Source organism: Kitasatospora sp. NPDC036755 (assembly GCF_040636595.1).
In the GTDB taxonomy this organism is placed as follows: domain Bacteria; phylum Actinomycetota; class Actinomycetes; order Streptomycetales; family Streptomycetaceae; genus Kitasatospora.
On record NZ_JBEZUT010000002.1, the window covers coordinates 61,447 to 85,077 of the forward strand.

Here is a 23,631-nt window from a genome sequence, read left to right on the forward strand (position 1 = left end):
AGCCAGTTCGACCTGGGGGCCCACCATGGGCTACAGTCTGTCTTGTTCGCAGCGCGGCAAGCGAGTGAACGAGATCAGGAAATCTGGTCCCGTGGAGCAGTTGGTTAGCTCGCCACCCTGTCAAGGTGGAGGTCGCGGGTTCAAGTCCCGTCGGGATCGCCGCAGCGCGAGAGGCCCGGAACCGTCAGGTTCCGGGCCTCTCGCTTTTGACCGTTCGGCCCTTTACCCCGAGTAGGTCTAGACCACAAGTGACGGACCGTGTGACGGTCGTCACCAGAGATCATCCGGAACCGGTCCCGGGCGACCCCCTCCGGAACGCCCTTAATTTAATATGTAAAATTGTACAGCTATTCACTGTAAATCCCCCCCACCCCACGCGCATCAAATCGTTATCCGGAGTTCAACATTCCGACCACTCGGCCGACGCGGAACACCCTCGGACGGGCATGACAAAGGGGCCGCTTACCGGACCCGGCGGAGTCCGGTAAGCGGCCCCTTTAAAGAGCCTTTGGCCTATCAGGCCTCAGTGCGCTGGGCAGGAATCCCAGCAAGCAGAGCGCGCACCTCCGCCTCACGGTAACGACGGTGACCGCCGAGCGTGCGAATCGACGTCAGCTTGCCCGCCTTGGCCCAGCGGGTGACCGTCTTCGGGTCCACGCGGAACATGGTGGCAACCTCTGCCGGCGTCAGCAGCGGCTCAGCATCAGGGGTACGAGCGGTCATGAGCGGCCTCCTCGGGAGAACCGAACCAGGGCGGTTCTATCCTTCAAATTCTGCACCTTGGCCCGCGATGCCCGAAATGGCATAGACGGGCCGAGTCGGTTATAGGACGAACGGCTTGTCCTGGTGTCTACAACTACACCATCCGTCCAGCCCTATCGACCAAACCGCCAAAATTGACCCCTCACGGGTTCAAGGCCGACGGATGGCGATGGACCACCCCATAACGGACAGTCACATAGTGATGACATCCGGTTACGAAGGGACCAGACCCTCCGTTTCCCCGCAAAGCACGCATCGACTCCAGAACCACCCAAAAGTGGGCACGCTCACGTGAAGTTGGGCTGGTTGTCCCATTTTTGCACATAGGGGTAAGTTCGCGTCAACGGTGAGTAGTGTCACGTTCGGCAGCTATTGACCCGAACCAGGACCTTGGTCATCGACCGTGCGGCCCTTAGGCCTCTTACAGTCATACACGCGCGGTCGGACGTCAGTTCGCGTTCCGCAGCGCCAGCACCCGGCGCCACCGCCCCGTCAGCTCCCGGTACACCCGCAGCGCCCCGTCGGTGTCCCCCGCCCGCAGCGCGCGCAGCCCCTCCTCCAGCTCCCCCGCCGAACGGTCCGCCAACAACCGTTCCGGGCCCAGCAGATGCACCAAGCCCCCGTAGTCCAGTTCCACCAGCGAACGCGGATGGAACTCCTCCAGCCAGCGCCCGACCCGCTCCGCCCCCAGCACCAGCTCCCCGTCCGGCACCGCCTCGCGCAGCGCCCGGAGGGCCCGCGCCACTCGCCGGCGCGCCTGCGCCATCGGCACCAGGTAGAACAGCGCCGCCGGCCCGCCCGCGCGCTCCCCCGCCCCTTCCCCTCCGTCCACCGCGCCGTCCACCGCGTCGGCCACCGCGACGGCCTCGCCCGGCACGAAGCAGCGGTCCTCCTCCCCGAACGGGAGGAACCAGCGCACCGGCACCTCCCAGCGGCTGGTCAGGATCCACGGCCGGGCGTCCGGGTGGCCGGCCCGCCAGCGCTCCCGGTCCGCCTCGGCGGCCTCCCGGGTCACCGGCGGCAGCACGGCGTCCAGCAGCGCCACCGGCGCCCCCGCCCGCAGTTCCTCCAGCGCCTGCCAGCTGCGCAGCCTGGTCGCCCACGGGCAGACGTACAGGACGCCGTCCACCACCCGCAGGTAGGCCCGCCCGCTCTCCCGCTCGGGCAGCGCCCTGGGCGTGCGGGCGGCCAGCCCGGCGAGCGCCTCCCGCTGCTCCTCCAGCACCGCCGCCGCCACCGGCCGCTCCGGTTCCGCGGCGTCCGGCCCGTGCTCCGCCGCGTAGGCCTGCCAGCGCGTCCGCTCGGGCTCCGGGTACGCGGCCAGCGGCTCGTAGACCCGCAGGTGGGCGGCGTAGGGCGGTTGTACGGAAGTGCGTACGACGGTCACGTCCTGCATGGTCGCACGCGCCGCCCGGCGCCGGGAGGGTGCGCCCCGTACCGCCGACCGTCTCACGCCTCGGACGTCCGGCCCCAGCTCGGACAAGACAGCGGATCGACGGCCTCCGCGCGGCTACGCTTCGCCTTAGGCGCCCGCACCACCGCAGCGGGCCTTCGATACTGGAGTCACCACAGTGACCGACGTACAGACCCCCGCCACGCACCCCGCACCCGGCGTGCTCAGCAGGATCTTCCGTACCGAACAGGACGGCACCCCCGGCGACGGTCACGAGCAGGTCGTCCTCTGCCACGACCGCAGCTCGGGCCTGAAGGCGATCATCGCCATCCACTCGACCGCCCTGGGCCCGGCCCTCGGCGGCACCCGCTTCTTCCCGTACGCCTCCGAGGAGGCGGCGCTGGAGGACGCGCTGAACCTGTCCCGCGGAATGTCCTACAAGAACGCGCTGGCCGGCCTGGACCTCGGTGGCGGCAAGGCCGTCATCATCGGCGACCCGAACAAGGACAAGAACGAGGCGATGCTCCGGGCCTACGGCCGCTTCGTCGAGTCCCTGCGCGGCCGCTACATCACCGCCTGCGACGTGGGCACCTACGTCCAGGACATGGACGTCATCGCCCGCGAGACCGAGTTCGTGACGGGCCGCTCGCCCGAGCACGGCGGCGCCGGCGACTCGTCCATCCTGACCGCCTTCGGCGTCTTCCAGGGCATGCGCGCCACCGCCCAGGCCCGCTGGGGCCAGCCGACCCTGCGCGGCAAGCGGGTCGGCGTCGCGGGCGTCGGCAAGGTCGGCCACTACCTGGTCGGCCACCTGGTCGCGGACGGCGCCACCGTCGTCGTCACCGACCCCTTCGAGGCCGCGGTCAACCGCGTGCGCGCCGCCCACCCGGAGGTGGAGGTGGTCGCCGACACCACCGCCCTGCTCCAGGCCAAGCTGGACGTCTACGCCCCCTGCGCCCTCGGCGGCGCCCTGACCGACCCGGTCGTCGCCGCACTGGGCGAGTTCGGCACCTCGATCGTCTGCGGCGCGGCCAACAACCAGCTGGCCCACCCGGGCGTCGAGAAGGACCTGGCCGACCGCGGCATCCTCTACGCGCCGGACTACCTGGTGAACTCCGGCGGCGTCATCCAGGTCGCCGACGAGATCGACGGCTTCAACTTCGAGCGGGCCAAGAACAAGGCCACGAAGATCTTCGACACCACCCTGGAGATCTTCACCCGGGCCGCGGCCGACGGCGTCCCGCCGGCGGTCGCCGCCGACCGCCTGGCCGAGAAGCGGATGCGCGAGATCAGCGCCCTGCGCACGGTGCTGCTGCCCGGCGCCCGCCGCGCCTGATCCGGCCGGCGACCCGCCCGGTGGTGCGCGGGGGGCGGTCACTGCGGCCCCCCGCGCATCACGATGTGGAACCGGATTCTCACTTCTCCGCCCGAACGGGTGATCCGAGGCCCCCCCAGGGGGGATAATCAGTCCTGGAACGACGGACCTCAGACACCTCCGGACAGCGCGAAAACCGCCGCAAAACCTCCCTTGACCTGGAAAGACCTGGTCTCGGGTGCAGTCGGTGCGCGCCACGTCACACCGACGACGTACCGTCCAGCGGCGGAAACAGGTACCGTTAATGCTCCAAGGGACGGCTTCTCCCATTCGGGCAGGCGCCGGTCCTGATCATGAACACGTGTCAGACTCGGGGCCGTGAGCCCCATCGTTGAGGGGGTCGACCCATGGGGCGCGGCCGGGCCAAGGCCAAGCAGACGAAGGTCGCCCGCGAGCTGAAGTACAACAGCGGCGGGTTTGACGCTAACCGTCTGTCCAACGAGCTGGGCGTATCGCCGTCCACCTCTTCGATCGAGCCGGAGCCGATCGAGGAAGTGGAGGACGACGACCCCTACGCGGAGTACGCCGCCCGCTACGCCGACCTCGACGACGAGGACGACAGCGGGCCGGGTACCGGGGCCTCCCAGGCCTCCCGCCGCTCGTAACGAAGCAGTCCCGCCGGACCGGTCCGGGCGCCCACGGCGCCGGGCCGGTTTTCGGCGTTCCCGCCTCCGGGGGCGGGTCCCGCGGCGACGCCCGGGACGCGGGAGGGCCCCTCCGGTGCTCCGGAGGGGCCCTCCCGTCGTCGCGGTCCGGTCAGCTCGCCCGGAAGCCCTCGTAGGCGTTGTAGAGGGCCGCGCCGCCCTCGTGCTCGTCGGTGCGCTCGACGATGTCGCCGAGCAGCCAGGCCTCGACGCCGCGGTCCTCCAGGATCGACAGCACGACGTCCACCGAGTGCGGCGGGACGACCGCGACCATGCCGACACCCATGTTCAGCGTCTTCTCGATCTCCAGGGTGGCCACCCGGCCGACCTCGGCGACGGTCTGGAAGACCGGCAGCGGGGTCCAGGTGCCGCGGTCCAGGCGGGCGTGCAGGCCGGCCGGGATGACCCGGTCCAGGTTGGCCGCCAGGCCGCCGCCGGTGACGTGCGAGAAGGCGTGCACCTCGGTGGCCCGGGTGAGCGCCAGGCAGTCCAGCGAGTAGATCCGGGTCGGCTCCAGCAGCTCCTCGCCGAGGGTGCGGCCGAACTCCTCGACCTTGCGGTCCAGCTTCCAGCCGGCCTCGTTCAGCAGCACGTGGCGGACCAGCGAGTAGCCGTTGGAGTGCAGGCCGGAGGCGGCCATCGCGATCACCACGTCGCCGGCCCGGACCCGGTCCGCGCCGAGCAGCGCGTCGGCCTCCACCACACCGGTGCCGGCGCCCGCGACGTCGTACTCGTCCGGGCCCAGCAGGCCCGGGTGCTCGGCGGTCTCGCCGCCGACCAGGGCGCAGCCGGCCAGCGCGCAGCCCTCGGCGATGCCCTTGACGATCGCGGCGACCCGCTCCGGGACGACCTTGCCGACGCAGATGTAGTCGGTCATGAACAGCGGCTCGGCACCGCACACCACCAGGTCGTCGACGACCATGCCGACCAGGTCGTGGCCGATGGTGTCGTGCTTGTCCATGGCGGCGGCGATGGCCACCTTGGTGCCCACGCCGTCGGTGGCCGAGGCCAGCAGCGGCCGCTCGTAGTTCTTGAAGGCGGACGCGTCGAAGAGGCCGGCGAAGCCGCCGAGACCGCCGACCACCTCGGGGCGGTTGGCCTTCTTCACCCACTGCTTCATGAGCTCGACGGCGCGGTCGCCCGCCTCGATGTCGACACCGGCGGCGGCGTAGGTGGCGCCGTCGGAGGGGCGACGTGCGGCGTCTCCGTCGGGCGTGGTGGTGGGCGACTGGTGGGAGCTGGTCACGGCGTGCGGCCCTCTCGGGTCAGGTGGGGGTGGTTCTTCGGAACAGCGAGGGGGTGGAACAGCGGTGGGGCCCCGGTTCGCGGGACCCCACCGTCGGTTCGCTACGGCCGGCGCAGCGCGTCGGCCGCGCCCGCCCCGCCGAGCAGCGACTGGACGCCGTCCAGGTCGCTGCCGCTGGTCGGCTTGCCGCGGACGGCCGGCTGCTGCTGGCCGCCCTTGATCTCGGCCTCCAGCAGGAGCTTGCCGAGCAGCGCCGGGTCCGGCAGCTCCATCGGGTACTCGCCGTCGAAGCAGGCCCGGCAGAGCCGGTCCTTGGGCTGCTTGGTGGCCTCGATCATGCCGTCGATCGAGATGTAGGAGAGCGAGTCGGCACCCAGGGTGCGGCCGATCTCCTCGATGGTCATGCCGTTGGCGATCAGCTCCGCGCGGGTGGCGAAGTCGATGCCGAAGAAGCAGGGCCACTTCACCGGCGGCGAGGAGATCCGGATGTGCACCTCGGCGGCGCCGGCCTCGCGCAGCATCTTCACCAGCGCGCGCTGGGTGTTGCCGCGCACGATCGAGTCGTCCACGACCACCAGGCGCTTGCCCGCGATGACCTCGCGCAGCGGGTTGAGCTTGAGCCGGATGCCGAGCTGGCGGATCGTCTGGCTGGGCTGGATGAAGGTGCGGCCCACGTAGGCGTTCTTCACCAGGCCGGAGCCGTACGGGATGCCGCTGGCCTCGGCGTAGCCGATCGCGGCGGGGGTGCCGGACTCGGGCGTCGCTATCACCAGGTCGGCCTCGACGGGCGCCTCCTTCGCCAGCCGGCGGCCCATCTCCACGCGGGAGAGGTGCACGTTGCGGCCGGAGATGGAGGTGTCGGGGCGGGCCAGGTAGACGTACTCGAACACGCAGCCCTTGGGCTTCGCCTCGGCGAACCGGGAGCTGCGCATGCCGTTCTCGTCGATGGCGATGAGCTCGCCGGGCTCGACCTCGCGGATGAAGGAGGCGCCGCAGATGTCCAGCGCCGCCGTCTCGGAGGCGACCACCCAGCCGCGCTCCAGCCGGCCGAGCACCAGCGGGCGGATGCCCTGCGGGTCGCGGGCGGCGTAGAGGGTGTGCTCGTCCATGAAGACGAGCGAGAAGGCGCCCTTGACCTCGGGCAGCACGACCTTGGCCGTCTCCTCGATGGAGAGGTCCGGGTGGCCGGCCAGCAGGGCGGTCACCAGGTCGGTGTCATTGGTCGCGGCGGTCCGGCCGGAGCGCGAGACGTGCTCCTCGCCGGGCAGTTCGGCGACCATGGCCGCCAGTTCGGCGGTGTTCACCAGGTTTCCGTTGTGCCCGAGGGCCAGCGAGCCGTGAACGGTCGCCCGGAAGGTCGGCTGGGCGTTCTCCCAGACCGAGGACCCGGTGGTCGAGTAGCGGGCGTGTCCGACGGCGATATGCCCGTGCAACGACCCCAGCGAGGCCTCGTCGAAGACCTGGGAGACGAGCCCCATGTCCTTGAAGACGAGAATCTGGGAGCCGTTGCTCACTGCGATGCCCGCGGATTCCTGACCGCGGTGCTGCAGGGCGTAAAGGCCGAAGAACGTGAGCTTGGCGACCTCCTCGCCGGGAGCCCAGACACCGAAGACGCCACACGCGTCCTGGGGGCCTTTCTCACCGGGAAGAAGATCGTGGTTGAGTCTTCCGTCACCACGTGGCACGCCTTCGAGTCTAGGGCAGTTGACGCGGGCTTCCGGACCCCGGGACTGCGGGTTTGTCCGCCGACCGCCGGTTAACGCGCGTAGACAAAACCCCTTACGGGCCCGGGATTTCGGGTGGGGGGAATTCCGGCGAGTGGCGGTTGGCCTTGCGGTTCGCGCCTGTTGGGGAGTTCGGCGGGTACGGCGGAGGGTGTCCGGGCACGGAGGAACGTGAGCCTGCTCACCCGGGGTTCTCCCACCGGTCGCCCGCCGGTCGCCCTCCCGTCGGCCGCCGATCGGTCGGGTCGCAGGGTCGGGCCGCAGGGCCGGGCCGACCGGTCAGGCCGCCGGCAGCAGCAGGCCCCAGGCCCCCGGGTGCACCGTCCAGGTCCGGGCCCGGACCGGGCCGACCGGGTGGCCGTCCGCCTCGTAGCCGAAGCCGCGCCCGACCACCGAGACGCTCGCCGCCCGGGCGCGCACCAGGGCGCCGGAGGCGGCGACCACCACCTCCATCTCGCCCACCCCCTCCGAGGCACCGGCCGGGAGCGTGACCTGGACCAGCCGGACCGGCCGGTGGACGTCCGCGAGCAGCCGGCCGTCCGCCTCGACCCGGACCCGGGAGCCGTGGTCGGCCCCGTCCGGCGTGAGTGCGTTCGCCTGCTCGGCCGCAGCCAGTTTCGCCCATAGCGAACGCCAACCGCCCGCACGGCCCACCGGGCGGCGGGCGGCCCCGCCGGTGATCCGCACCCCGCCCAGCGCCACGCCGCCACCGTCGTCCACCAGCAGGTCCAGCCGGCGCGGCACGCCCGCCAGCACCGCCCGCGCGGCCCGGACCGGCTCCCCCGGCACGCCGAGCGCGCGGGCCGCGAGCAGCTCCTCCGAGCGTCCGACCGGAACCATCCCCACCGGTTCCGACCCCAGCTCACGCTGGCGATGCAGGGCCTGGAGCACCCTTTGCAGCGCGAGGTCGGAACCGATCACCACCGGTCGCCTGCGACCCCGGTGCGAAAGCACCCGGTCGAGCTCGGACGGGCTCTCCGGGAAGGCCACCTTGGCGTCCGCACCTCCGCAGAGCACGTCCTTCGCGATCCGCACCGACTCGCCGTCGGTCTGCCGGGCCACCGGGTCGAGGAGCAGCAGGAGCGGCTCCGGGCCGCCGGTAGCAGGCGTGGACAGGGACGACACGACCGGTCCTTCCTCAGGTAATCTCTCGGTGCAAGAGCCCCTTGCGCCATTGCGCCAGGGGCTTCGTCTATCTCGGGGCAGACTGCGGCCTACGCAGGATGCCCCAACCGGAAGGGGTGTACGCCTGTGCCGGCACTCGTGCTCGTTGGTGCTCAGTGGGGAGACGAGGGCAAGGGGAAGGCCACCGACCTCCTCGGCGGCTCCGTCGACTACGTGGTCCGCTACCAGGGCGGCAACAACGCCGGTCACACGGTGGTCATCGGCGATCAGAAGTACGCCCTCCACCTGCTCCCTTCCGGAATCCTCAGCCCGAACGTGACGCCGGTGATCGGCAACGGCGTCGTGATCGACCCGGCGGTGCTGCTCTCCGAGCTGGCCGGCCTGAACGAGCGCGGCATCGACACCTCGAAGCTGCTGATCTCGGGCAACGCCCACCTGATCACGCCGTACCACCGCACCCTGGACAAGGTCACCGAGCGCTTCCTCGGCAAGCGCCGGATCGGCACCACCGGCCGCGGCATCGGCCCGACCTACGCGGACAAGATCAACCGCGTCGGCATCCGGGTCCAGGACCTGTTCGACGAGTCGATCCTGCGCCAGAAGATCGAGGCGGCGCTGCACGACAAGAACCAGGTCCTGGTCAAGCTGTACAACCGCCGCACCATCCCGGCCGACCTGGTGGTCGAGGAGTACCTGGGCTACGCGGAGAAGATCAAGCCCTTCCTCTCCGACACCACCCTCGTCCTGGACGAGGCGCTGAAGGCGGACAAGGTCGTCCTGCTGGAGGGCGGCCAGGGCACCCTGCTCGACGTCGACCACGGCACGTACCCCTTCGTGACCTCGTCGAACCCGACCGCGGGCGGCGCCTGCACCGGCGCCGGCATCGGCCCGACCAAGATCGACCGGGTCATCGGCATCCTCAAGGCCTACACCACCCGCGTCGGCTCCGGCCCGTTCCCGACCGAGCTGCTCGACGAGGACGGCGAGGCGCTGCGCCGGATCGGCGGGGAGCGCGGTGTCACCACCGGCCGCGACCGCCGCTGCGGCTGGTTCGACGCCGTCATCGCGCGCTACGCGACCCGGGTCAACGGCCTCACCGACTTCTTCCTCACCAAGCTGGACGTGCTGACCGGCTGGGAGCAGATCCCGGTCTGCGTCGCGTACGAGATCGACGGCAAGCGCGTCGAGGAGCTCCCCTACAACCAGTCGGACTTCCACCACGCCAAGCCGATCTACGAGACCCTGCCGGGCTGGACCGAGGACATCAGCAAGGCGAAGACCTTCGCCGAGCTGCCGAAGAACGCCCAGGCGTACGTGAAGGCGCTGGAGGAGATGTCGGGCGCGCCGATCTCGGCCATCGGCGTCGGCCCGGGCCGCGACGAGACGATCGAGATCAACTCGTTCATCTGAGGCCGGCCGGCCGGCCGACCGTCGGCCGAGGCCTCTTCGAGGGCCCCGCGGGATCCGTCCCGCGGGGCCCTTCGCGCTGTCCGCGCCCATTAATGCACTAGTTCAAAAATCTATTGCACCTAGTGCAGGCTGCGGCTACGTTTGGATCATGACTGCGACACTGCCCTCACCCGTCGTCCTCACCGGCCGCCACATCCGCCTGGAGCCGCTGGAGCGCCGCCATCTCGCCGACCTCTGGGCCACCGTCGGCTCCGACCCCGAGATCTGGCGCTGGACGATGCACCTCCCGCCCGCCTCGGAGGAGGAGTTCGGCGCGGTCCTGGACACCCGGATCGCGGAGGCGGCCGCGGGCGAGTCGGTGAACTTCGCCGTGATCGACCTCGCCGGCGGCCGGGCCGTCGGCGCCACCGGGTACCACGACTACAGCGCCCGCGACGAGGGCGTGGAGATCGGCGGCACCTGGTACGCCCGCTCGGTGTGGCGCACGGCGGTGAACACCGAGGCCAAGCTGCTGCTCCTCTCCCACGCCTTCGAGGACCTCGGCATGGGGCGCGTCTTCTGGAAGACCGACGCCCGCAACGAGCGCTCCCGCACCGCCATCCAGCGCCTCGGCGCCCAGTACGAGGGCACCCACCGCCGCCACCGTCTGCGCCCCGACGGCACCTGGCGGGACAGCGCCTACTTCTCGATGCTCGCCGACGAGTGGCCGACGGCCAAGTCCCGCCTGTCGGAGAGGCTTTCACGGGGCTGAGCCGCCGATCGGCGGACCACGACGGACACCCCGACGGATCACGACGGCCCCGCGGCCTGGCGCGGGACGGCTATTTCCGCTCACCGCGGGCGGAATGGCCGGCCGCCAACTCGTGTTTCGCCGCACGGAGTTCGTAAGGCTGGATGTTCACCAGCCAGACCAGCCAGCCGACGAACAGGACGGCGAGCAGGAGCGCCGACAATCCGGCGACGAGGAGGGCATTCACCGCGGTGCGGAATTGCGCTGGTGCGGAAGGGGCCGGTGGGGAAGGCGGAGATGCGAGGGGAGGGGCATGGCTGTCTCCGGTCGGTGATTTCGGGTGTCGCGACCGTGCGTCTGGCGTGTTTCCTGCGGGGCGCTGACGACTGTTTAGGCGGCAACATGTCAGCGAGTGACACGGACGACCATAGGGTCAAGGTGCCAGAGTTGCTACCGAGCCCGAGAACGTTCACTCCATCGTGGTGTATCCCCCATTTCAGTAGCTAGGGCCAGGTGTGCGCGGCACACTTCACCGGAAGCATCGACGCAGCCGCGACCCGGAGAAGAGAGTCATGCCACCCCGCTTGTCGCCGACCGTGCGCCAGCAGCGCCTCGGGATCGAGTTGCGCAGGATGCGCGAACGCGTGGGCGTCACGCCCAAGACCCTGGCCGCCACCATCGGCACCGACCTGCCCAAGATCTCCCAGATGGAGAACGGGAAGTCGGGCATCAGCGCCGAGCGGCTGCGGACCTGGGCCCGCACCTGCGGCTGCGAGGAAGGCCCTTACCTGGAAGCGCTGTTGGCGATGACCCAGGACCGGCGCAAGTACTGGTGGGACAGCTACCGCGGCCGGCTGCCGAACGCGATCATCGACATCGCGGAAATGGAGCACCACGCCTCCTCCCTCTCCATCCTGAACAGCACCTTCATTCCCGGCCTGCTGCAGACCCCGGAGTACGCCGCCGCGGTGTTCGAGCGGCTTCCCCCCCAGTACCGGCAGGAGGCGGACATCCGGAAGGCGTTCCGGATCCGGCGCCAGCAGATCTTCGTCGACCACCCGAAGCCGTACAGCGCGTTCCTCCACGAGTCCGCGCTGCGCATGCAGTTCGGCGGTCCGGACGTGCTGCGCGACCAGCTGCTGGGCCTGCTGGAGAACTCCGAGCGCCCCGGGGTGGAGATCCGGGTGATCCCGTTCAGCGTGCCCACCTACACCGGCTCCGGGGAGAGCCTCTACCTCGCCCGCGGACCGGTCCCCGAGCTCGACACCGTCCAGATCGACCTCTCCCACGGACCGAAGTTCGTACACAGCCAGGTCGAACTCGCCTCCTACCGCCGGATCAAGGAGGAGACCGCGGGGATCGCGCTCGGGTCGGAGGAGTCCAGGGACTTCATCCGGTCCCTGTTGAAAGACTTCGCATGAGCAGGTGGCGCAAGGCCACGGCCAGCGGGGAGAGCACCGACTGCGTCGAGGTCAGAGCCGGGGCGGGCGGGCTGGTCGAGATCCGCGAGTCCGACCGCCCCGAGGTCGTGGTGCGCACCACGCCGCGCAAGTGGGCCGCCTTCCTCCGCGGGGTGAAGTCCGGGGAGTTCGACCGGTACGGGGACTTCTCCCGGCCGTGACGTCCGGCCGGCCGTGGGCTCCGCCCGGCGTTGACGTCCGCCCGGCCCGCCGCGCGCGCCGGGACCCCCTGTTTGCCCTAGGCTTGCAGCCCGAATGGACCCCTGCGCCCGCCACGGCACTCCGGGTGGGGTGCGCGTGCGGGAGAAATCGGAGCATCCGAGGATGGCTCGGCACCTGATCACCAGCGCCCTTCCGTACATCAACGGGATCAAGCACCTGGGCAACATGGTCGGGTCCATGCTCCCGGCGGACGTCCACGCCCGGTACCTGCGCCGGCGCGGGCACGAGGTGCTGTTCATCTGCGCCACCGACGAGCACGGCACCCCCGCCGAACTGGCCGCCCAGGAAGCCGGGTTGCCGGTCGCGGAGTTCTGCGCCCGGGCCCACGACGCGCAGCGGGCGGTGTACGACGGCTTCGGGCTCTCCTTCGACCACTTCGGCCGCAGCTCCTCGCCGCAGAACCGGGAGATCACCCAGGAGATCGCCCGCGAGCTCCAGCGCAACGGCTTCATCGAGGAGCGCGCGATCCGCCAGGTGTACTCCAACACCGACGGCCGCTTCCTGCCGGACCGCTACATCGTCGGCACCTGCCCGCACTGCGGCTACGACAAGGCCCGCGGCGACCAGTGCGAGAACTGCACCCGGGTGCTGGACCCGACCGACCTGCTGGAGCCCCGCTCGGCGATCAGCGGCAGCTCCGACCTGGAGGTCCGGGAGACCCGCCACCTGTTCCTGCTCCAGTCCAAGCTCACCGAGGAGGTCGAGGGCTGGATCGACACCCACGCCGACGACTGGCCGGTGCTGGCCTCCTCGATCGCCCGCAAGTGGCTGACCGAGGGCCTCCAGGACCGCTCCATCACCCGAGACCTGGAGTGGGGCGTCCCGGTGCCGGCCGACGTGTGGCCCGAACTGGCCGCCGAGGGCAAGGTGTTCTACGTCTGGTTCGACGCCCCGATCGAGTACATCGGCGCCACCAAGGAGTGGGCGGACGCGGCCCCGGCCGGACAGCTGCGGGACTGGAAGTCCTGGTGGTACGAGGCCGACGAGACCGTCCGCTACACCGAGTTCATGGCCAAGGACAACGTCCCGTTCCACACCGTGATGTTCCCGGCCACCCTGCTCGGCTCCCGCCGCCCGTGGAAGAAGGTCGACCACGTCAAGGCCTTCAACTGGCTGACGTACTACGGCGGGAAGTTCTCCACCAGCCAGAAGCGCGGCATCTTCACCGACGTCGCGCTGGAACTGCTGCCCGCCGACTACTGGCGCTACTTCCTGGTGGCGCACGCGCCCGAGTCGGACGACTCCAGCTTCACCTGGGACCTGTTCGCCTCCGTGGTCAACAAGGACCTCGCCGACACCCTCGGCAACTTCGTCAACCGGGTGCTCACCTTCAGCCGCAAGCGCTTCGGCGACGACGTCCCCGGCGGCCACCCGGCGGGCGAGGCCGAGCAGCGCCTCGGCGAGCAGGTCGCCGCCCTGCTCGCCGAGTACGAGACCCAGCTGGACGCGCTCAACTTCCGCAAGGCGGCGCAGGCCCTGCGCGCGCTGTGGAGCGCCGGCAACGCGTACCTCGACGAGAAGGCGCCCTGGCTCCAGGTGAAGACCGACCCGGACGCGGCGGCACTGACCCTGCGCACCGCGATGAACCTGATCCACCTGTACGCGGTGGTCTCCGAGCCGTTCATCCCGGCCACCGCGGCGGCGATGCGCGGCGCCTTCGCGCTGCCCGAGGACTCGCCGGCCGCCACCCGCGACTGGATCGACCCCCGGGAGGCACGGGCGCTGGACCTGGTGCCCGCCGGGACGGCGTTCACGGTGCCGCCGGTGCTGTTCGCCAAGATCACGGACGAGGACCTGGCGGCCTGGACGGCGCGCTTCGGCGGCTCGGCGGAGTGACGCCGGCGGGTGCCGGGGCCGTCCCGGCCTCCCCGCAGGTCGCGCCCTGAGCTACTCCGCCGTGCCCGGCGGGCGCCCGTCGGTCTCACCGGCCACCCAGGCCAGGTAGTCCGCACGGCCGCCCGCCACCGGCACGACGATCACCTCGGGCGTCTCGTAGGAGTGCCGCTCCGCCAGGAACTCGCCCACCCGGTCGGCGAGTTCGGCCCGGGTCTTGAGGTCGATCCGCCACTCCTCGGCGTCCCGCACCTCGCCGTCCCACCAGTACACCGACCGCACGGGGTACACCTGGGCGCAGGCCGCCAGCCGCTCCCGCACCACGGCGGACGCCAGGGCCCGGGCCCGTTCCTCGCTCTCGTGGGTGGTGGTCACCACGACGAAGCGCTGCTCGCTCGCTGTCATGCCCCGACCGTACCCGGGCCGCGCCCCCGCTCCCGGGCCGCGCCCCCGCGGACCGGCCCGCATCACCGCGGCCCGGCCGCATTCCCGTTGCCCGGCCCGCCCGTCGGTTGCCACGATCGCCCGATGACGACCTTCACCGGCCACGACGGCCTCCGGCTCCGCTACCGCGTCCTCGGCCAGGGCGAGCCGCTGCTCGTCCTCGCCGGCGGTGCGATGCGCGACTCCGAGTACCTCGGCGACCTCGGCGGCCTCTCCGCGCACCGCGCCCTGCACATCCTCGACCTGCGCGGAACGGGCCGGTCGGAGCGCCCGGCCGACCCGACCGGCTACCGGGTGGACCGGCAGGTGGCGGACGTCGAGGCCTTCCGGGCGCACCTCGGCGCGGACCGGGTGGACCTCCTCGGCCACTCCGCCGGCTGCTCGCTCGCGACCCTGTACGCCCTGCGGCACCCCGGGCGCACCGGACGGCTGGTCCTGGTCACGCCCAGCCTCCGGATCTTCGGCCGTACCGGCACCGAGGAGCACTTCCGCGAGGCGGCCGAGGCCCGCGGTCTCGGCGGGGAGGAGTGGTACCCGGCCGCCCGGGCCGCCGTCCGCACCGCCTTCGCGGGCGGCGCCGCCGACCCGGACGCCCTGGCGCCGCTCTTCCACGGCGACTGGAACGCCACCGCCCGCGCCCACGAAGCCACCCGCGCCGCCCAGAGCCACCCCGTCGCCGCCGCGGCCTACCACGACGGCGGTTACGAGCCCACCGCCGTCCGCGCCGGAGTCGCCGAACTCGCCTCCCCGGCCCTGCTGTTGGCGGGCGAGTACGACCCCGACCCGCGGCCCGGGGCGGTCCGTGCCACGGCCGCGCTGTTCCGTGCCGGCCGTACCGCCGTCCAGCCCGCCGCCGGCCACTACCCGTGGCTGGACGACCCGGCCGCCTTCCGCCGCACGGTGGCCGACTTCCTCGACTCCTGACCGGCGGTGCGGCCCGGCCCCGGCCGCGCCGCCGGATCAGTCCCGGCGGGCCGTGTGGACGGTCATCGCGGAGAGGTAGAAGGCGTCCGGGCGGTGCAGGATGCCGGTGGGGGCGTCCTGCGCCAGCAGGGCGTCCAGGGTGGCCAGGTCCTCGGCGTCGAGCTGGTCGGCGAGCTGGTCGCGCCGCCGCGCCAGCTGGGTGTGCAGGTAGCCGCGGACGGGGCCGGCGAGCGGGGCCGGGTGGTCGACCAGGAAGGTGCGGGTGCCGGTCGGGGTCAGCCCGGCCCGGCCCAGCATGGCCGGCCAGTCCTCGATCTCCTCGGTGCTGCCGGGCAGTTCGGCCCGCATCGCGCTGAAGCCGTCCTCGTGGGCGGCGTCCAACCGGGCCTGGAAACCGGGCCGGCCGAGCCCGAAGTCCCGCGGCAGGTAACGGGCCGGCAGGCCGCGCTCGGCGACGGCGAGCAGGCCGCCGGGCCGCAGCACCCCGGCGAGCGAGGTGAGCGCGGCCTGCTGGTCGCCCAGGTGGTGGATGGCGTTGCCGGACCAGATCAGGTCGGCCTCGCCGAGCTTGTCGAACTCGGCGGGCAGGTCGGCCTGTCGGGTGCCGACCCGGCCGCCGGCGCGGGTCCCGGCCCGCTCCAGCAGGGCGGCCGACTGGTCGACGGCCACCACCTCCGCCGCCGGGAACACCTCCGCCAGTAGTCCGGCGATCACCCCGGGACCGGCGCCGACGTCGAGGATCCGCCGCACCGCGCCCTCCCCGGTCGCCTCGCCCGCCCCGTGCAGGGCGAGCAGCCAGCGCCCGGCCTCGGTGACGGCGTCGGCCCGCAGGTCGGCCTCCACCTCCAGGTGTGCGGCGAGGGCGTCCCAGTCGAGGTCGGCGGCGGAGGCGTGGGTGTGGGAGTGGCCGTGGGCGTGCCCGTGGCCGTGGCCGTGGGAAGCGCCGTGGGAAGCGCCGTGGGAGTGGTCGTGCTGGTGCGCTGACATCCGGATTCTCCGATCGCGGTTCGGCGGATTGCTGGTCGTGGCTTGCGGGTTGCGGGTTGCGGGTTGTGGCGCGCGGGTTGCGGCGCGCGGGTCGACGAGAGTCTCCCCGCTCAGACGGACAGGGCGGCTCCGGACGCGCGGTACCGCTCGACCGCCCGGTCGACGTCCTCCGCCACCAGGTCGTGGTCGAGCGCGAAGCCGGCTGCCGCGCCCGCCCCGGCGGCGATGACCACCTGGGCGCGCGGGTCGGCGACGTTGCCGACCGCCCAGACGCCGGGGAGGCTGGTGCGGCCGGTCCGGTCGGTGGTGACCCAGCCGTCGGCGTCCCGGGCGCAGTCGAGGCCGAGGAGCAGGGCGTCCCGGGGCACCGGCTGCGGGGAGACGAACACCGCCTCGCGCGGCACCGTCCGCCCGTCGGCGAGTTCGACGCCGCGCAGCCGCCCGTCGTCGGAGACCAGGCGGACGATCCGGCCCTCGACCACCCGGACGCCCCGGGCGGCGAGCCGTTCCCGCTCGGCGTCGGTCGGCACCAGGGTGTGCGCGAGCAGCACCACGTCCGCCGACCACTGCCGCAGCAGCAGCGCCTGGTCGACCGCGCGGGGACCGGTGCCGAGCACCCCGAGCGGGCGGTCACGGACCTCCCAGCCGTGGCAGTACGGGCAGTGCAGCACGTCGCGGCCCCACCGCTCGGCCAGGCCCGGCAGCTCCGGCAGGCCGTCCCGCAGCCCGGTGGCGACGACCACCCGGCGGGCATGCAGCACCGGCCCGCCGGCCAGGTGGACCACGAAGCCCGACCGGCCCGCACCGCCCGACCCGCCCGACCCGCTCGGCTCTGCGGGCTCCGCGGGCTCGATGTGCTCGACCCAGCCGTCGAACAGGTCCGCCCCGTACCGGGCGGCCTCCTCCCGCCCGACCGCCAGCAGGGCCGCCGGGGGCATCCCGTCCCGGCTCAGGTAGCCGTGCATGTGGGCGGCGGGCGCGTTGCGCGGCTCGCCGGCGTCCACCACCGCGACCCGGCGCCGGGCCCGGCCCAGCACCAGCGCGGCGTTCAGTCCCGCCGCTCCGGCGCCGACCACCACCGCGTCGTAGCGCTCGCCCTCGCCGTTCCCGGCCGTACGTGTCGTCTCACCCATGGCGCTCACCTCCACCGCCAGGCTGCGGCCCGGCCCGCCGGAACGGCAAGCAATGTTGCCGACTCAGCAAACCAGCGTCGTCACGCCCCCGTCCGCCGCCAGTACGACCGGGCCGCCACCACCAGCGCGACCCCGTACCCGGCGAACCCGCACATCCCGACCCAGCCGACCTCCAGCGCGCTCAGCTCGCTCGGCAGCGCGCCCAGCCTGATCCGCGTCACCCCGGCGGTGCACAGCGCCAGATAGCCGATCCCGCACAGCCCGTACGGCGCCAGCGTGGCCGCGCCCAGCAGCGCCGGGGTGAGCGGCAGCCAGCGCGGCACCCGGCGGCCGCTCAGCGGCAGGACCCAGCGCGGGAAGACCTGCCCCCACGGACGGACCAGCCCCCAGAGCAGGAACACCCCGAGCAGCGCCAGCAGCATCGTGCCGTCCAGCCCCCGGCGCTCCAGCAGCAGCCAGAACCCGGAGGAGCCGTTGCGCACGTACCCGGCGTACATCTCGTCGCCGCTGATCCCGGCGAAGGTCCCGCCGAGCGCCCAGACCAGCTTCATCAGCACGTACGGGAAGAACGCCACGGTGCCCGCCCAGGCGGCGAGTTGGACGGTCGGCGGAGCCGCCGTGGGGGCCGGTACGGCACGGCCGGCCGGTCCACCGCGGGCTCCGGGCCGCAGGCCCAGGGCGGTGCGGGCCAGCAGCACCGCCCCCACCGCCGCCAGAACACGCCCCGCCGCGTCGGGAACGCTGTCCACCCGCTGGCCGAACAGCAGCGTGACCAGGTCCATCAGCAGGCTCCAGGCCCCCACCGAGGCCGCTGCGCACAGCAGCCACACCAGCCACCGGACCGGTCCGCGGCGCGCCACGGCCACGCCCGTGGCCGCCGACGCCACCCCCACCCCGGTCACCGCCCACGCCGGCCACCCCGCGCCGAACAGCCCCGTCCCGCTCAGCGCGCACCCCAGCCCGAACCCGGCGTACCCGAGCCCCCAACCGGCCACCACCCACCCGTTCTTCACCATGCCGCCAGACTCGCCCGCACCACCCGCGCCGCCCCTCCCCCGGCGCGGTGATCCCGCTCCCCCGCCCGGGGGAACCCGGCACCCCTTGCGCTGGAGCCGGCACCCCTTGCACTGGAGTCCACTCCAACTCCTAACCTCTGAGCCATCACTGACTCAGCACCAGGGGAGCAGCACCATGCGCTACCGCGTCCTCGGCGGCACCGGCATCGAGGTGAGCACCTACTGCCTCGGCACGATGATGTTCGGCGCCGTCGGCAACCCCGACCACGCCGACTGTGCCCGGATCATCGACACCGCGATCGACCGGGGCGTCAACGTCATCGACACCGCGGACATGTACTCGGCCGGCGAGTCCGAGGAGATCGTCGGCAAGGCGCTGGCCGCCCGCGGCGACCGCGACGACATCGTGCTCGCCACCAAGGTGCACTTCCCGATGGGCGAGGGCCGCAACCGGGGCGGCAACGCGCGGCGCTGGATCGTCCGCGAGGTCGAGGAGAGCCTGCGCCGGCTGCGCACCGACCGGATCGACCTCTACCAGGTCCACCGGCCGGACCACACCACCGACATCGAGGAGACCCTCGGCGTCCTCGGCGACCTCGTCCGGGCCGGCAAGATCCTCGCCTTCGGCTGCTCCACCTTTCCCGCCGAGCAGGTCGTGGACGCCCACCACGTCGCCGAGCGCCGCGCGCTGCCGCGCTTCCGCACCGAGCAGCCGCCGTACTCGCTGCTCGCCCGGGGCGTGGAGCGCGATCTGCTGCCGGTCGTCCAGCGGCTCGGCATGGGCGCGCTCACCTGGGGCCCGCTCGCCGGCGGCTTCCTGACCGGCCGCTACCGCAAGGGCCGTCCGATCGACCTCAGCCGGGGGCGGGCCGCCCGCAACCCGGACCGGTTCGACCCCGAACTGCCCTCCACTGCAGCCAAGTTGGATGCCGTCGAGGCCCTCACCGCACTCGCCGAGGAGCTCGGCCGCACCCTTCCCGAGCTGGCCGTCGCCTTCCCGCTCGCGCACCCGGCCGTCACCTCGGTGATCATCGGACCGCGCACCATGGAGCAGCTCGAATCCGCGCTCAGGGCCGCCGACCTGGTCCTGGACGACGCCGTCCTCGACCGGATCGACGCCATCGTCCCGCCCGGTACGGACCTCTACCGCGCCGACGGCGTCTGGCAGCCGCCGGCCCTCACCACGCCCGCCCTGCGCCGACGCCCCGTCCCCGACCGCTCCGCGGCCTGAGCCCCCGGGCCGCCGACGTCCCGGAGCCCCGATGCCCCGGCACTGCGGCACTTCGGCGGCCCGGCGTCCCTGTCGATCCCGCCCGGCCGTGACGGCCGGGCGGGCCGCGGCTCAGCCCCTCGGGGCCGCGAAGCAGTGGACGGTGACGGTCCGTCCGGAGGCCCACTGCTGGTCGCCGGTGCCGAGGTGGGTCCAGCCGAGGCGGCGGTAGAGGGCCACGGCGGCGGTGTCGGTGGCGAGCACGTCGAGCACCGGGTGCAGGCCGAGGGCCCGCGCGTGCGCCACGGCGCAGGCCAGCAGCCGGGCGCCGACGAAACGGCCGCGCGCCCGGGGGGCGACGTAGAGCCGGCCGATCACGCTGGTGAGCTCCGGGCGGCCGCCGGTGCGGTGGCTCCACAGGGCGGGGGCGAGGTCGCCGGGGGCGCTGCGGGCGAGGCCGACGTGCCCGGCGAGCCGGCCGTCCGCCTCGGCGATCCAGGCGGCGAGCAGGCCGCCCGGGGTCAGCCAGTCGGCGGGGCGGTCGGGCCAGTCGGCGGGGTAGCCGTCGGCGGCGTGGACGTCGCCCAACACCCGGACGCAGTCGGCGAGGTCGTCGGCCCGGCGCGGCCGGACCACCACCCCCGCTCCGGCCTGCTCTGGGTCGGACGCGACGACGGTGGCGCGTTCTTCGAGGTCTGCCATGCCGGTACGTTACCGGCCCGCCCTCACCGTCGCAGCAGGTCGACGACCCCGGTCAGGTCCTCCTCGCCGCTGCCTATCTCCAGGCGGCGCTCCATCAACCGGAAGTACGGCTGGAGGAGTTCGGCGCTCACCCGCTGCTCCTCGGCGGTGCGCAGCAGCGTCTGCCGGCCCGCCACCTGCATCGCCAGGTTGGACACCACGTCCCGGGTGTAGTCGCCGCTCTCCAGCTGCTCCGCGGTCCTGGTCACCGAGCCGGACATCGCGGCGAGCCACCCGCCCAGCAGCGGCGCCAGCTCGCCCGGTGTCACGGACTCGCCGCGGACCAGCGCGAAGGCGTGCGCGATCCCGGCGAACATCCCGTACATCCCGCTGAGCAGCGCCACGTCGTGCAGCGCCGCGGCCCCGGGGTCCGCGCCCACGTACCGGGTGCCGGCCGGGACGGCGAGGGTGCCCCCGTGCTCCTCGAACAGCTCGGACGAGCCGCTGTAGAACACGTACGCCCCGGTCTCCGGGACGCCGATCATCGGCGGGACGGCCATGATCCCGCCGTCCAGGTAGCGGGCGCCGCGCCGCTCGGCCCAGGCGGCGCGGGCGCGGGCCTGTCCGGGGGTGCTGGTGACCAGGTTGACCAGGTCCTTGCCGGTCAGGTCGACGCCGTCCAGCGCCGCCGGCACGGAGGCGTCGTCGAGGAGGCAGACCGCGACCAGCCGGTTCGCGGCGACGGCCTGCTCGACGGTGGCGGCTGCGGTGGCGCCGCGGGCGGCGAGCCCCTCGGCGCGGGCGGGGGTGCGGTTCCAGACGGTCAGCGGGTGCCCGGCGGCGAGCCAGGCCTCGGCCAGCGCGGTGCCCATCGCGCCGAGGCCGAGCAGGGTGAGCGGGGTTCGCGGAGTCTCGGACGGGTGCTCAGCAAGGTTGGTTTCCATGGCGGTCAGCCTCCGTTCCGGCCCCGGAGACGATCAAGTACGCACTTCGAAGTGGGTGGTTACCCTGGGGTGAGCATCGAGGTCGTGGGGGCGGAAGGGTGGGCATGGCGATCGTGTCGAGGCCGGGGGCGCACGTCTGCGGGACGGACGCCGCGATGGACGTGATCGCCGGCAAGTGGAAGGTGTCGATCCTCTGGGCCCTGGGCGAACGCCCGTACTGCCGCTTCGGCGAGCTGCGCCGGCTGCTGCCGGGGATCACCGAGAAGGTGCTGGCCGCGCACCTGCGCGAGATGGAGGCGCACGGCATCGTGCACCGGGAGTCGTACGACGAGGTGCCGCCGCGGGTCGAGTACGCGCTGACCGAGGCGGGGCGCCGCCTCAACACGGCGCTGGGACCGCTCGGGGCGTGGGGGCGGGAGCACCTCCTGGGCGAGGCGCCGTCCCCGGCGTAGCGCGGCCGTGGCGTAGCGCGGCCGTGGCGTAGCGCGGCCCCGGCGTAGCGCGGCCGTGGCGAGCGGGGCCCGCTCGGCGATCGGGCCCTCGGCGATCGGGCCGTCAGGCGATCGCGGCCGAGACCACCGCCGCCACCGCGATGTTGCAGGAGGCGGACACCCACACCGCCGGGTGCGGCTCCGGCTCGACCAGGATCGCACCGAGCCTGCCCGGCGTCAGCAGGTCCACCAGCCAGAACGCGACGGCCATCAGCAGCAGCCCGAGCAGCCCGTAACAGGCCGTCGAGAGCAGGCCCTTGCCGAAGTCGGCGTAGGTGTACATGATCGCGGTGAAGACGATCCCGCCGATGCCGAGCAGCGCGGAGCTGAGCAGGACGGCGGCGTTGCGGTTGCGCTCGACCCAGATCTGGTGACCGAGCCTGCCGGGCGTCAGCAGGTCGACCATGCCGATGCCGAGGAGCAGCAGCACCACGCCGAGGGCGCCGTAGGCCGCCGCCGCGCCGAGCCCGTGCAGGATGTCGTTCATCGTGGTCCCAGCCCCCGGTCCGCTCACGCCTTCCCCCCGGCCGAGCCGGTCAGGGCCCCGACCACCATGGTCAAGGGTTGGCAAAACATACCCCACCCGGGTGAGGAGCGGACCGGGATCCGGAAACCGGGGACGGGTCAGTCGTCCTCGTGCACCAGGTGGTCGACACAGGCCGCGACGGCCAGCAGCAGACCGGTGTCCGCGCCGTCCGCGATCTCCACCCCGTAGGTGTCCCGGACCCGGAACCACTTGCGGCTGATCCGGGCCAGGTCGTCGCCGTGCTGGTTCTCGATCCGGTAGTCCTTGTCGATCAGGTTGCCGTGGATCTTCAGCTCACCGCCGGAGGCCAGCTCCACCAGGTACTTGTCCCGGAACGGGGTGAACAGCTTCTCCCGGACGGTGGCGACCACCTCGCCGTCGGCGTCCTCGATCCTCATCGCGTCACGGACGGTGAGCATCTTCTCCTTCACCACCGCGACCACCCGCCCGTGGGCGTCCTTCAGTTCGAAGGTGTCCCGCAGCCGCAGGACCTTGCCGTCCACCAGGTACGCCTTGTGGCCCCGGTCGTCCTCGATCCAGTAGTCGTCGCCGACCGCGAACAGCTTCTCCCTGACCAGATACCGCACCGTACGGCCTCCTCCGTGTTGACGCCGGTCGACGCCCGTTGGCGTCGCCCCATTCGAACCCGATCCCCCGGCCGCGGGAAAGCACCGCCACGAAGCACCACCGCGGGCACGCCGCGGCACCGGCCCGCACATCGCCCCGCACACCGGCCGGAATTCCCTCGCCCGGCGCCTCCGGGATGGCCTTCAATACCGCCATGCACACCGACCTCACCACCGCCGAGCTGCGCAGCGAGCGCCTCGACCTGCTGCCGATCGCCCCCGGCCACGCCGAGGAGCTGGCGGCCGCGCTCGCCGACCCGGCCCTGCACGCCTTCACCGGCGGCCGCCCGGCCGGCGTCGAGGAACAGCGCGCCCGCTGCGCCCGGCTCGCCGCCGGCTCCCCGGACCCGGCCGAGGCCTGGGGCAACTGGGTGCTGCGGCTGCGCGCCGACGGCGCCCTCGTCGGCTACGTGCAGACCACCGTCCGCCCCGACGAGGCCGAACTCGCCTGGGTGATCGGCACCCCCTGGCAGCGCCGCGGCCTGGCCCGCGAGGCCGCCCGCACCCTGCTCGCCCACCTCGCCGCCGCCGGCACCACCACCGCCGTCGCCCACATCCACCCCGACCACCGCGCCTCGGCCGGGATCGCCCGCGCCCTCGGCCTGCGCCCCACCGCCCGCACCCGGGACGGCGAGACCCGCTGGCAGGCCGACCTCACCCGCCCATAGCCGCCCGCCCGGAGGCCCCGCCCCCGCCCCCGGCACACCCGGTCCACCCGGTACCCG

General features: G+C 72.8%; 25 protein-coding genes and 1 tRNA gene. 12 read left to right on the top strand and 14 right to left on the bottom strand.

The genetic code is table 11. The features are described from left to right. The first annotated feature begins 85 nt into the window (after positions 1–85). Positions 86–159 (top strand) — tRNA-Asp (locus tag AB0E96_RS00785). Positions 160–516: 357 nt separating this feature from the next. On the opposite strand, the gene bldC is transcribed toward AB0E96_RS00785, so the two are convergent. Together bldC and AB0E96_RS00795 are read right to left on the bottom strand one after the other, a co-directional pair. After that, complete coding sequence (gene bldC / locus AB0E96_RS00790; RefSeq protein ID WP_014137253.1) at positions 517–723, bottom strand: developmental transcriptional regulator BldC; 207 nt, start codon at positions 721–723, stop codon at positions 517–519. A gap of 487 nt (positions 724–1,210) precedes the next feature. Next, complete coding sequence (locus tag AB0E96_RS00795) at positions 1,211–2,149, bottom strand: hypothetical protein (RefSeq protein ID WP_359816942.1); 939 nt, start codon at positions 2,147–2,149, stop codon at positions 1,211–1,213. A gap of 226 nt (positions 2,150–2,375) precedes the next feature. Between AB0E96_RS00795 and AB0E96_RS00800 the strand changes: the two genes are divergently transcribed. Continuing rightward, positions 2,376–3,491 carry a Glu/Leu/Phe/Val dehydrogenase dimerization domain-containing protein gene (locus AB0E96_RS00800; RefSeq protein ID WP_359817005.1) on the top strand — a complete coding sequence of 372 codons (1,116 nt, stop codon included), beginning with the start codon at positions 2,376–2,378 and terminating at the stop codon, positions 3,489–3,491. Between the two features lie 386 nt (positions 3,492–3,877). Beyond that, positions 3,878–4,135, top strand: a complete 258-nt coding sequence (locus tag AB0E96_RS00805) for a DUF3073 domain-containing protein (RefSeq protein WP_359816943.1) — start codon at positions 3,878–3,880, stop codon at positions 4,133–4,135. Between the two features lie 151 nt (positions 4,136–4,286). Here the strand turns inward: AB0E96_RS00805 and purM are convergent, their stop codons facing one another. The 3 genes from purM to AB0E96_RS00820 form a co-directional block, all read right to left on the bottom strand. Beyond that, positions 4,287–5,420 carry a phosphoribosylformylglycinamidine cyclo-ligase gene (gene purM, locus AB0E96_RS00810; RefSeq protein WP_359816945.1) on the bottom strand — a complete coding sequence of 378 codons (1,134 nt, stop codon included), beginning with the start codon at positions 5,418–5,420 and terminating at the stop codon, positions 4,287–4,289. Between the two features lie 101 nt (positions 5,421–5,521). Then, positions 5,522–7,105, bottom strand: a complete 1,584-nt coding sequence (gene purF / locus AB0E96_RS00815; RefSeq protein ID WP_359816947.1) for an amidophosphoribosyltransferase — start codon at positions 7,103–7,105, stop codon at positions 5,522–5,524. A gap of 318 nt (positions 7,106–7,423) precedes the next feature. Further along, the gene (locus AB0E96_RS00820) at positions 7,424–8,269 is read right to left on the bottom strand and encodes a diacylglycerol kinase (RefSeq protein WP_359816949.1); all 846 of its coding nucleotides are present in this window, start codon (positions 8,267–8,269) and stop codon (positions 7,424–7,426) included. 126 nt (positions 8,270–8,395) lie between these two features. On the opposite strand from AB0E96_RS00820, the gene AB0E96_RS00825 reads away from it, so the two are divergent. Further along, complete coding sequence (locus AB0E96_RS00825) at positions 8,396–9,679, top strand: adenylosuccinate synthase (RefSeq protein WP_359816951.1); 1,284 nt, start codon at positions 8,396–8,398, stop codon at positions 9,677–9,679. A 148-nt stretch (positions 9,680–9,827) separates the two neighbouring features. Next, complete coding sequence (locus tag AB0E96_RS00830; protein ID WP_359816953.1) at positions 9,828–10,430, top strand: GNAT family protein; 603 nt, start codon at positions 9,828–9,830, stop codon at positions 10,428–10,430. 70 nt (positions 10,431–10,500) lie between these two features. Here AB0E96_RS00830 and AB0E96_RS00835 read toward each other — a convergent pair whose 3' ends face one another. Continuing rightward, entirely contained in the window at positions 10,501–10,656 is a 156-nt protein-coding gene (locus AB0E96_RS00835) for a hypothetical protein (protein ID WP_359816955.1), read from the bottom strand. A gap of 325 nt (positions 10,657–10,981) precedes the next feature. Here AB0E96_RS00835 and AB0E96_RS00840 point away from each other — a divergent pair, with 325 nt between their 5' ends. From AB0E96_RS00840 to metG, 3 genes are all read left to right on the top strand, one after another. Then, positions 10,982–11,830 carry a helix-turn-helix transcriptional regulator gene (locus AB0E96_RS00840; protein ID WP_359816957.1) on the top strand — a complete coding sequence of 283 codons (849 nt, stop codon included), beginning with the start codon at positions 10,982–10,984 and terminating at the stop codon, positions 11,828–11,830. Continuing rightward, on the top strand, positions 11,827–12,030 hold the full coding sequence (locus tag AB0E96_RS00845; protein WP_359816959.1) for a DUF397 domain-containing protein: 204 nt from the start codon (positions 11,827–11,829) through the stop codon (positions 12,028–12,030). The genes AB0E96_RS00840 and AB0E96_RS00845 overlap by 4 nt, the downstream gene beginning before the upstream one ends. 163 nt (positions 12,031–12,193) lie before the next feature. Then, positions 12,194–13,927, top strand: coding sequence for a methionine--tRNA ligase (metG, locus tag AB0E96_RS00850; RefSeq protein ID WP_359816961.1), 1,734 nt, complete (start codon positions 12,194–12,196; stop codon positions 13,925–13,927). Between the two features lie 51 nt (positions 13,928–13,978). On the opposite strand, the gene cutA is transcribed toward metG, so the two are convergent. Next, complete coding sequence (gene cutA / locus AB0E96_RS00855; RefSeq protein ID WP_359816963.1) at positions 13,979–14,329, bottom strand: divalent-cation tolerance protein CutA; 351 nt, start codon at positions 14,327–14,329, stop codon at positions 13,979–13,981. A 123-nt stretch (positions 14,330–14,452) separates the two neighbouring features. Between cutA and AB0E96_RS00860 the strand changes: the two genes are divergently transcribed. Next, entirely contained in the window at positions 14,453–15,292 is an 840-nt protein-coding gene (locus AB0E96_RS00860) for an alpha/beta hydrolase (protein ID WP_359816965.1), read from the top strand. Between the two features lie 36 nt (positions 15,293–15,328). On the opposite strand, the gene AB0E96_RS00865 is transcribed toward AB0E96_RS00860, so the two are convergent. The 3 genes from AB0E96_RS00865 to AB0E96_RS00875 all read right to left on the bottom strand — a co-directional run bounded on the left by AB0E96_RS00865 (position 15,329) and on the right by AB0E96_RS00875 (position 18,428). Next, positions 15,329–16,279, bottom strand: coding sequence for a class I SAM-dependent methyltransferase (locus tag AB0E96_RS00865; protein ID WP_359816967.1), 951 nt, complete (start codon positions 16,277–16,279; stop codon positions 15,329–15,331). Between the two features lie 110 nt (positions 16,280–16,389). Then, the gene (locus tag AB0E96_RS00870) at positions 16,390–17,412 is read right to left on the bottom strand and encodes an NAD(P)/FAD-dependent oxidoreductase (RefSeq protein ID WP_359816969.1); all 1,023 of its coding nucleotides are present in this window, start codon (positions 17,410–17,412) and stop codon (positions 16,390–16,392) included. An 80-nt stretch (positions 17,413–17,492) separates the two neighbouring features. Further along, on the bottom strand, positions 17,493–18,428 hold the full coding sequence (locus AB0E96_RS00875; RefSeq protein WP_359816970.1) for a hypothetical protein: 936 nt from the start codon (positions 18,426–18,428) through the stop codon (positions 17,493–17,495). 175 nt (positions 18,429–18,603) lie between these two features. On the opposite strand from AB0E96_RS00875, the gene AB0E96_RS00880 reads away from it, so the two are divergent. Continuing rightward, on the top strand, positions 18,604–19,659 hold the full coding sequence (locus AB0E96_RS00880; RefSeq protein WP_359816972.1) for an aldo/keto reductase: 1,056 nt from the start codon (positions 18,604–18,606) through the stop codon (positions 19,657–19,659). A 111-nt stretch (positions 19,660–19,770) separates the two neighbouring features. Here AB0E96_RS00880 and AB0E96_RS00885 read toward each other — a convergent pair whose 3' ends face one another. Further along, positions 19,771–20,340 (bottom strand): GNAT family N-acetyltransferase, encoded by a 570-nt coding sequence (locus AB0E96_RS00885; RefSeq protein ID WP_359816974.1) that lies wholly within the window; start codon positions 20,338–20,340, stop codon positions 19,771–19,773. Between the two features lie 23 nt (positions 20,341–20,363). Further along, complete coding sequence (locus tag AB0E96_RS00890; protein ID WP_359816976.1) at positions 20,364–21,263, bottom strand: NAD(P)-binding domain-containing protein; 900 nt, start codon at positions 21,261–21,263, stop codon at positions 20,364–20,366. Between the two features lie 104 nt (positions 21,264–21,367). On the opposite strand from AB0E96_RS00890, the gene AB0E96_RS00895 reads away from it, so the two are divergent. Further along, positions 21,368–21,715: a helix-turn-helix domain-containing protein gene (locus AB0E96_RS00895; protein WP_359816978.1), complete on the top strand. Its 348-nt coding sequence runs from the start codon at positions 21,368–21,370 to the stop codon at positions 21,713–21,715. Positions 21,716–21,818: 103 nt separating this feature from the next. On the opposite strand, the gene AB0E96_RS00900 is transcribed toward AB0E96_RS00895, so the two are convergent. Beyond that, a complete protein-coding gene (locus tag AB0E96_RS00900; RefSeq protein WP_359816980.1) occupies positions 21,819–22,241 on the bottom strand; it encodes a DUF350 domain-containing protein in 423 nt (140 codons plus the stop codon). A gap of 137 nt (positions 22,242–22,378) precedes the next feature. Beyond that, complete coding sequence (locus AB0E96_RS00905) at positions 22,379–22,867, bottom strand: LURP-one-related family protein (RefSeq protein ID WP_359816981.1); 489 nt, start codon at positions 22,865–22,867, stop codon at positions 22,379–22,381. Between the two features lie 194 nt (positions 22,868–23,061). Here AB0E96_RS00905 and AB0E96_RS00910 point away from each other — a divergent pair, with 194 nt between their 5' ends. Further along, a complete protein-coding gene (locus AB0E96_RS00910) occupies positions 23,062–23,574 on the top strand; it encodes a GNAT family N-acetyltransferase (protein WP_359816983.1) in 513 nt (170 codons plus the stop codon). Positions 23,575–23,631 lie beyond the last annotated feature (57 nt).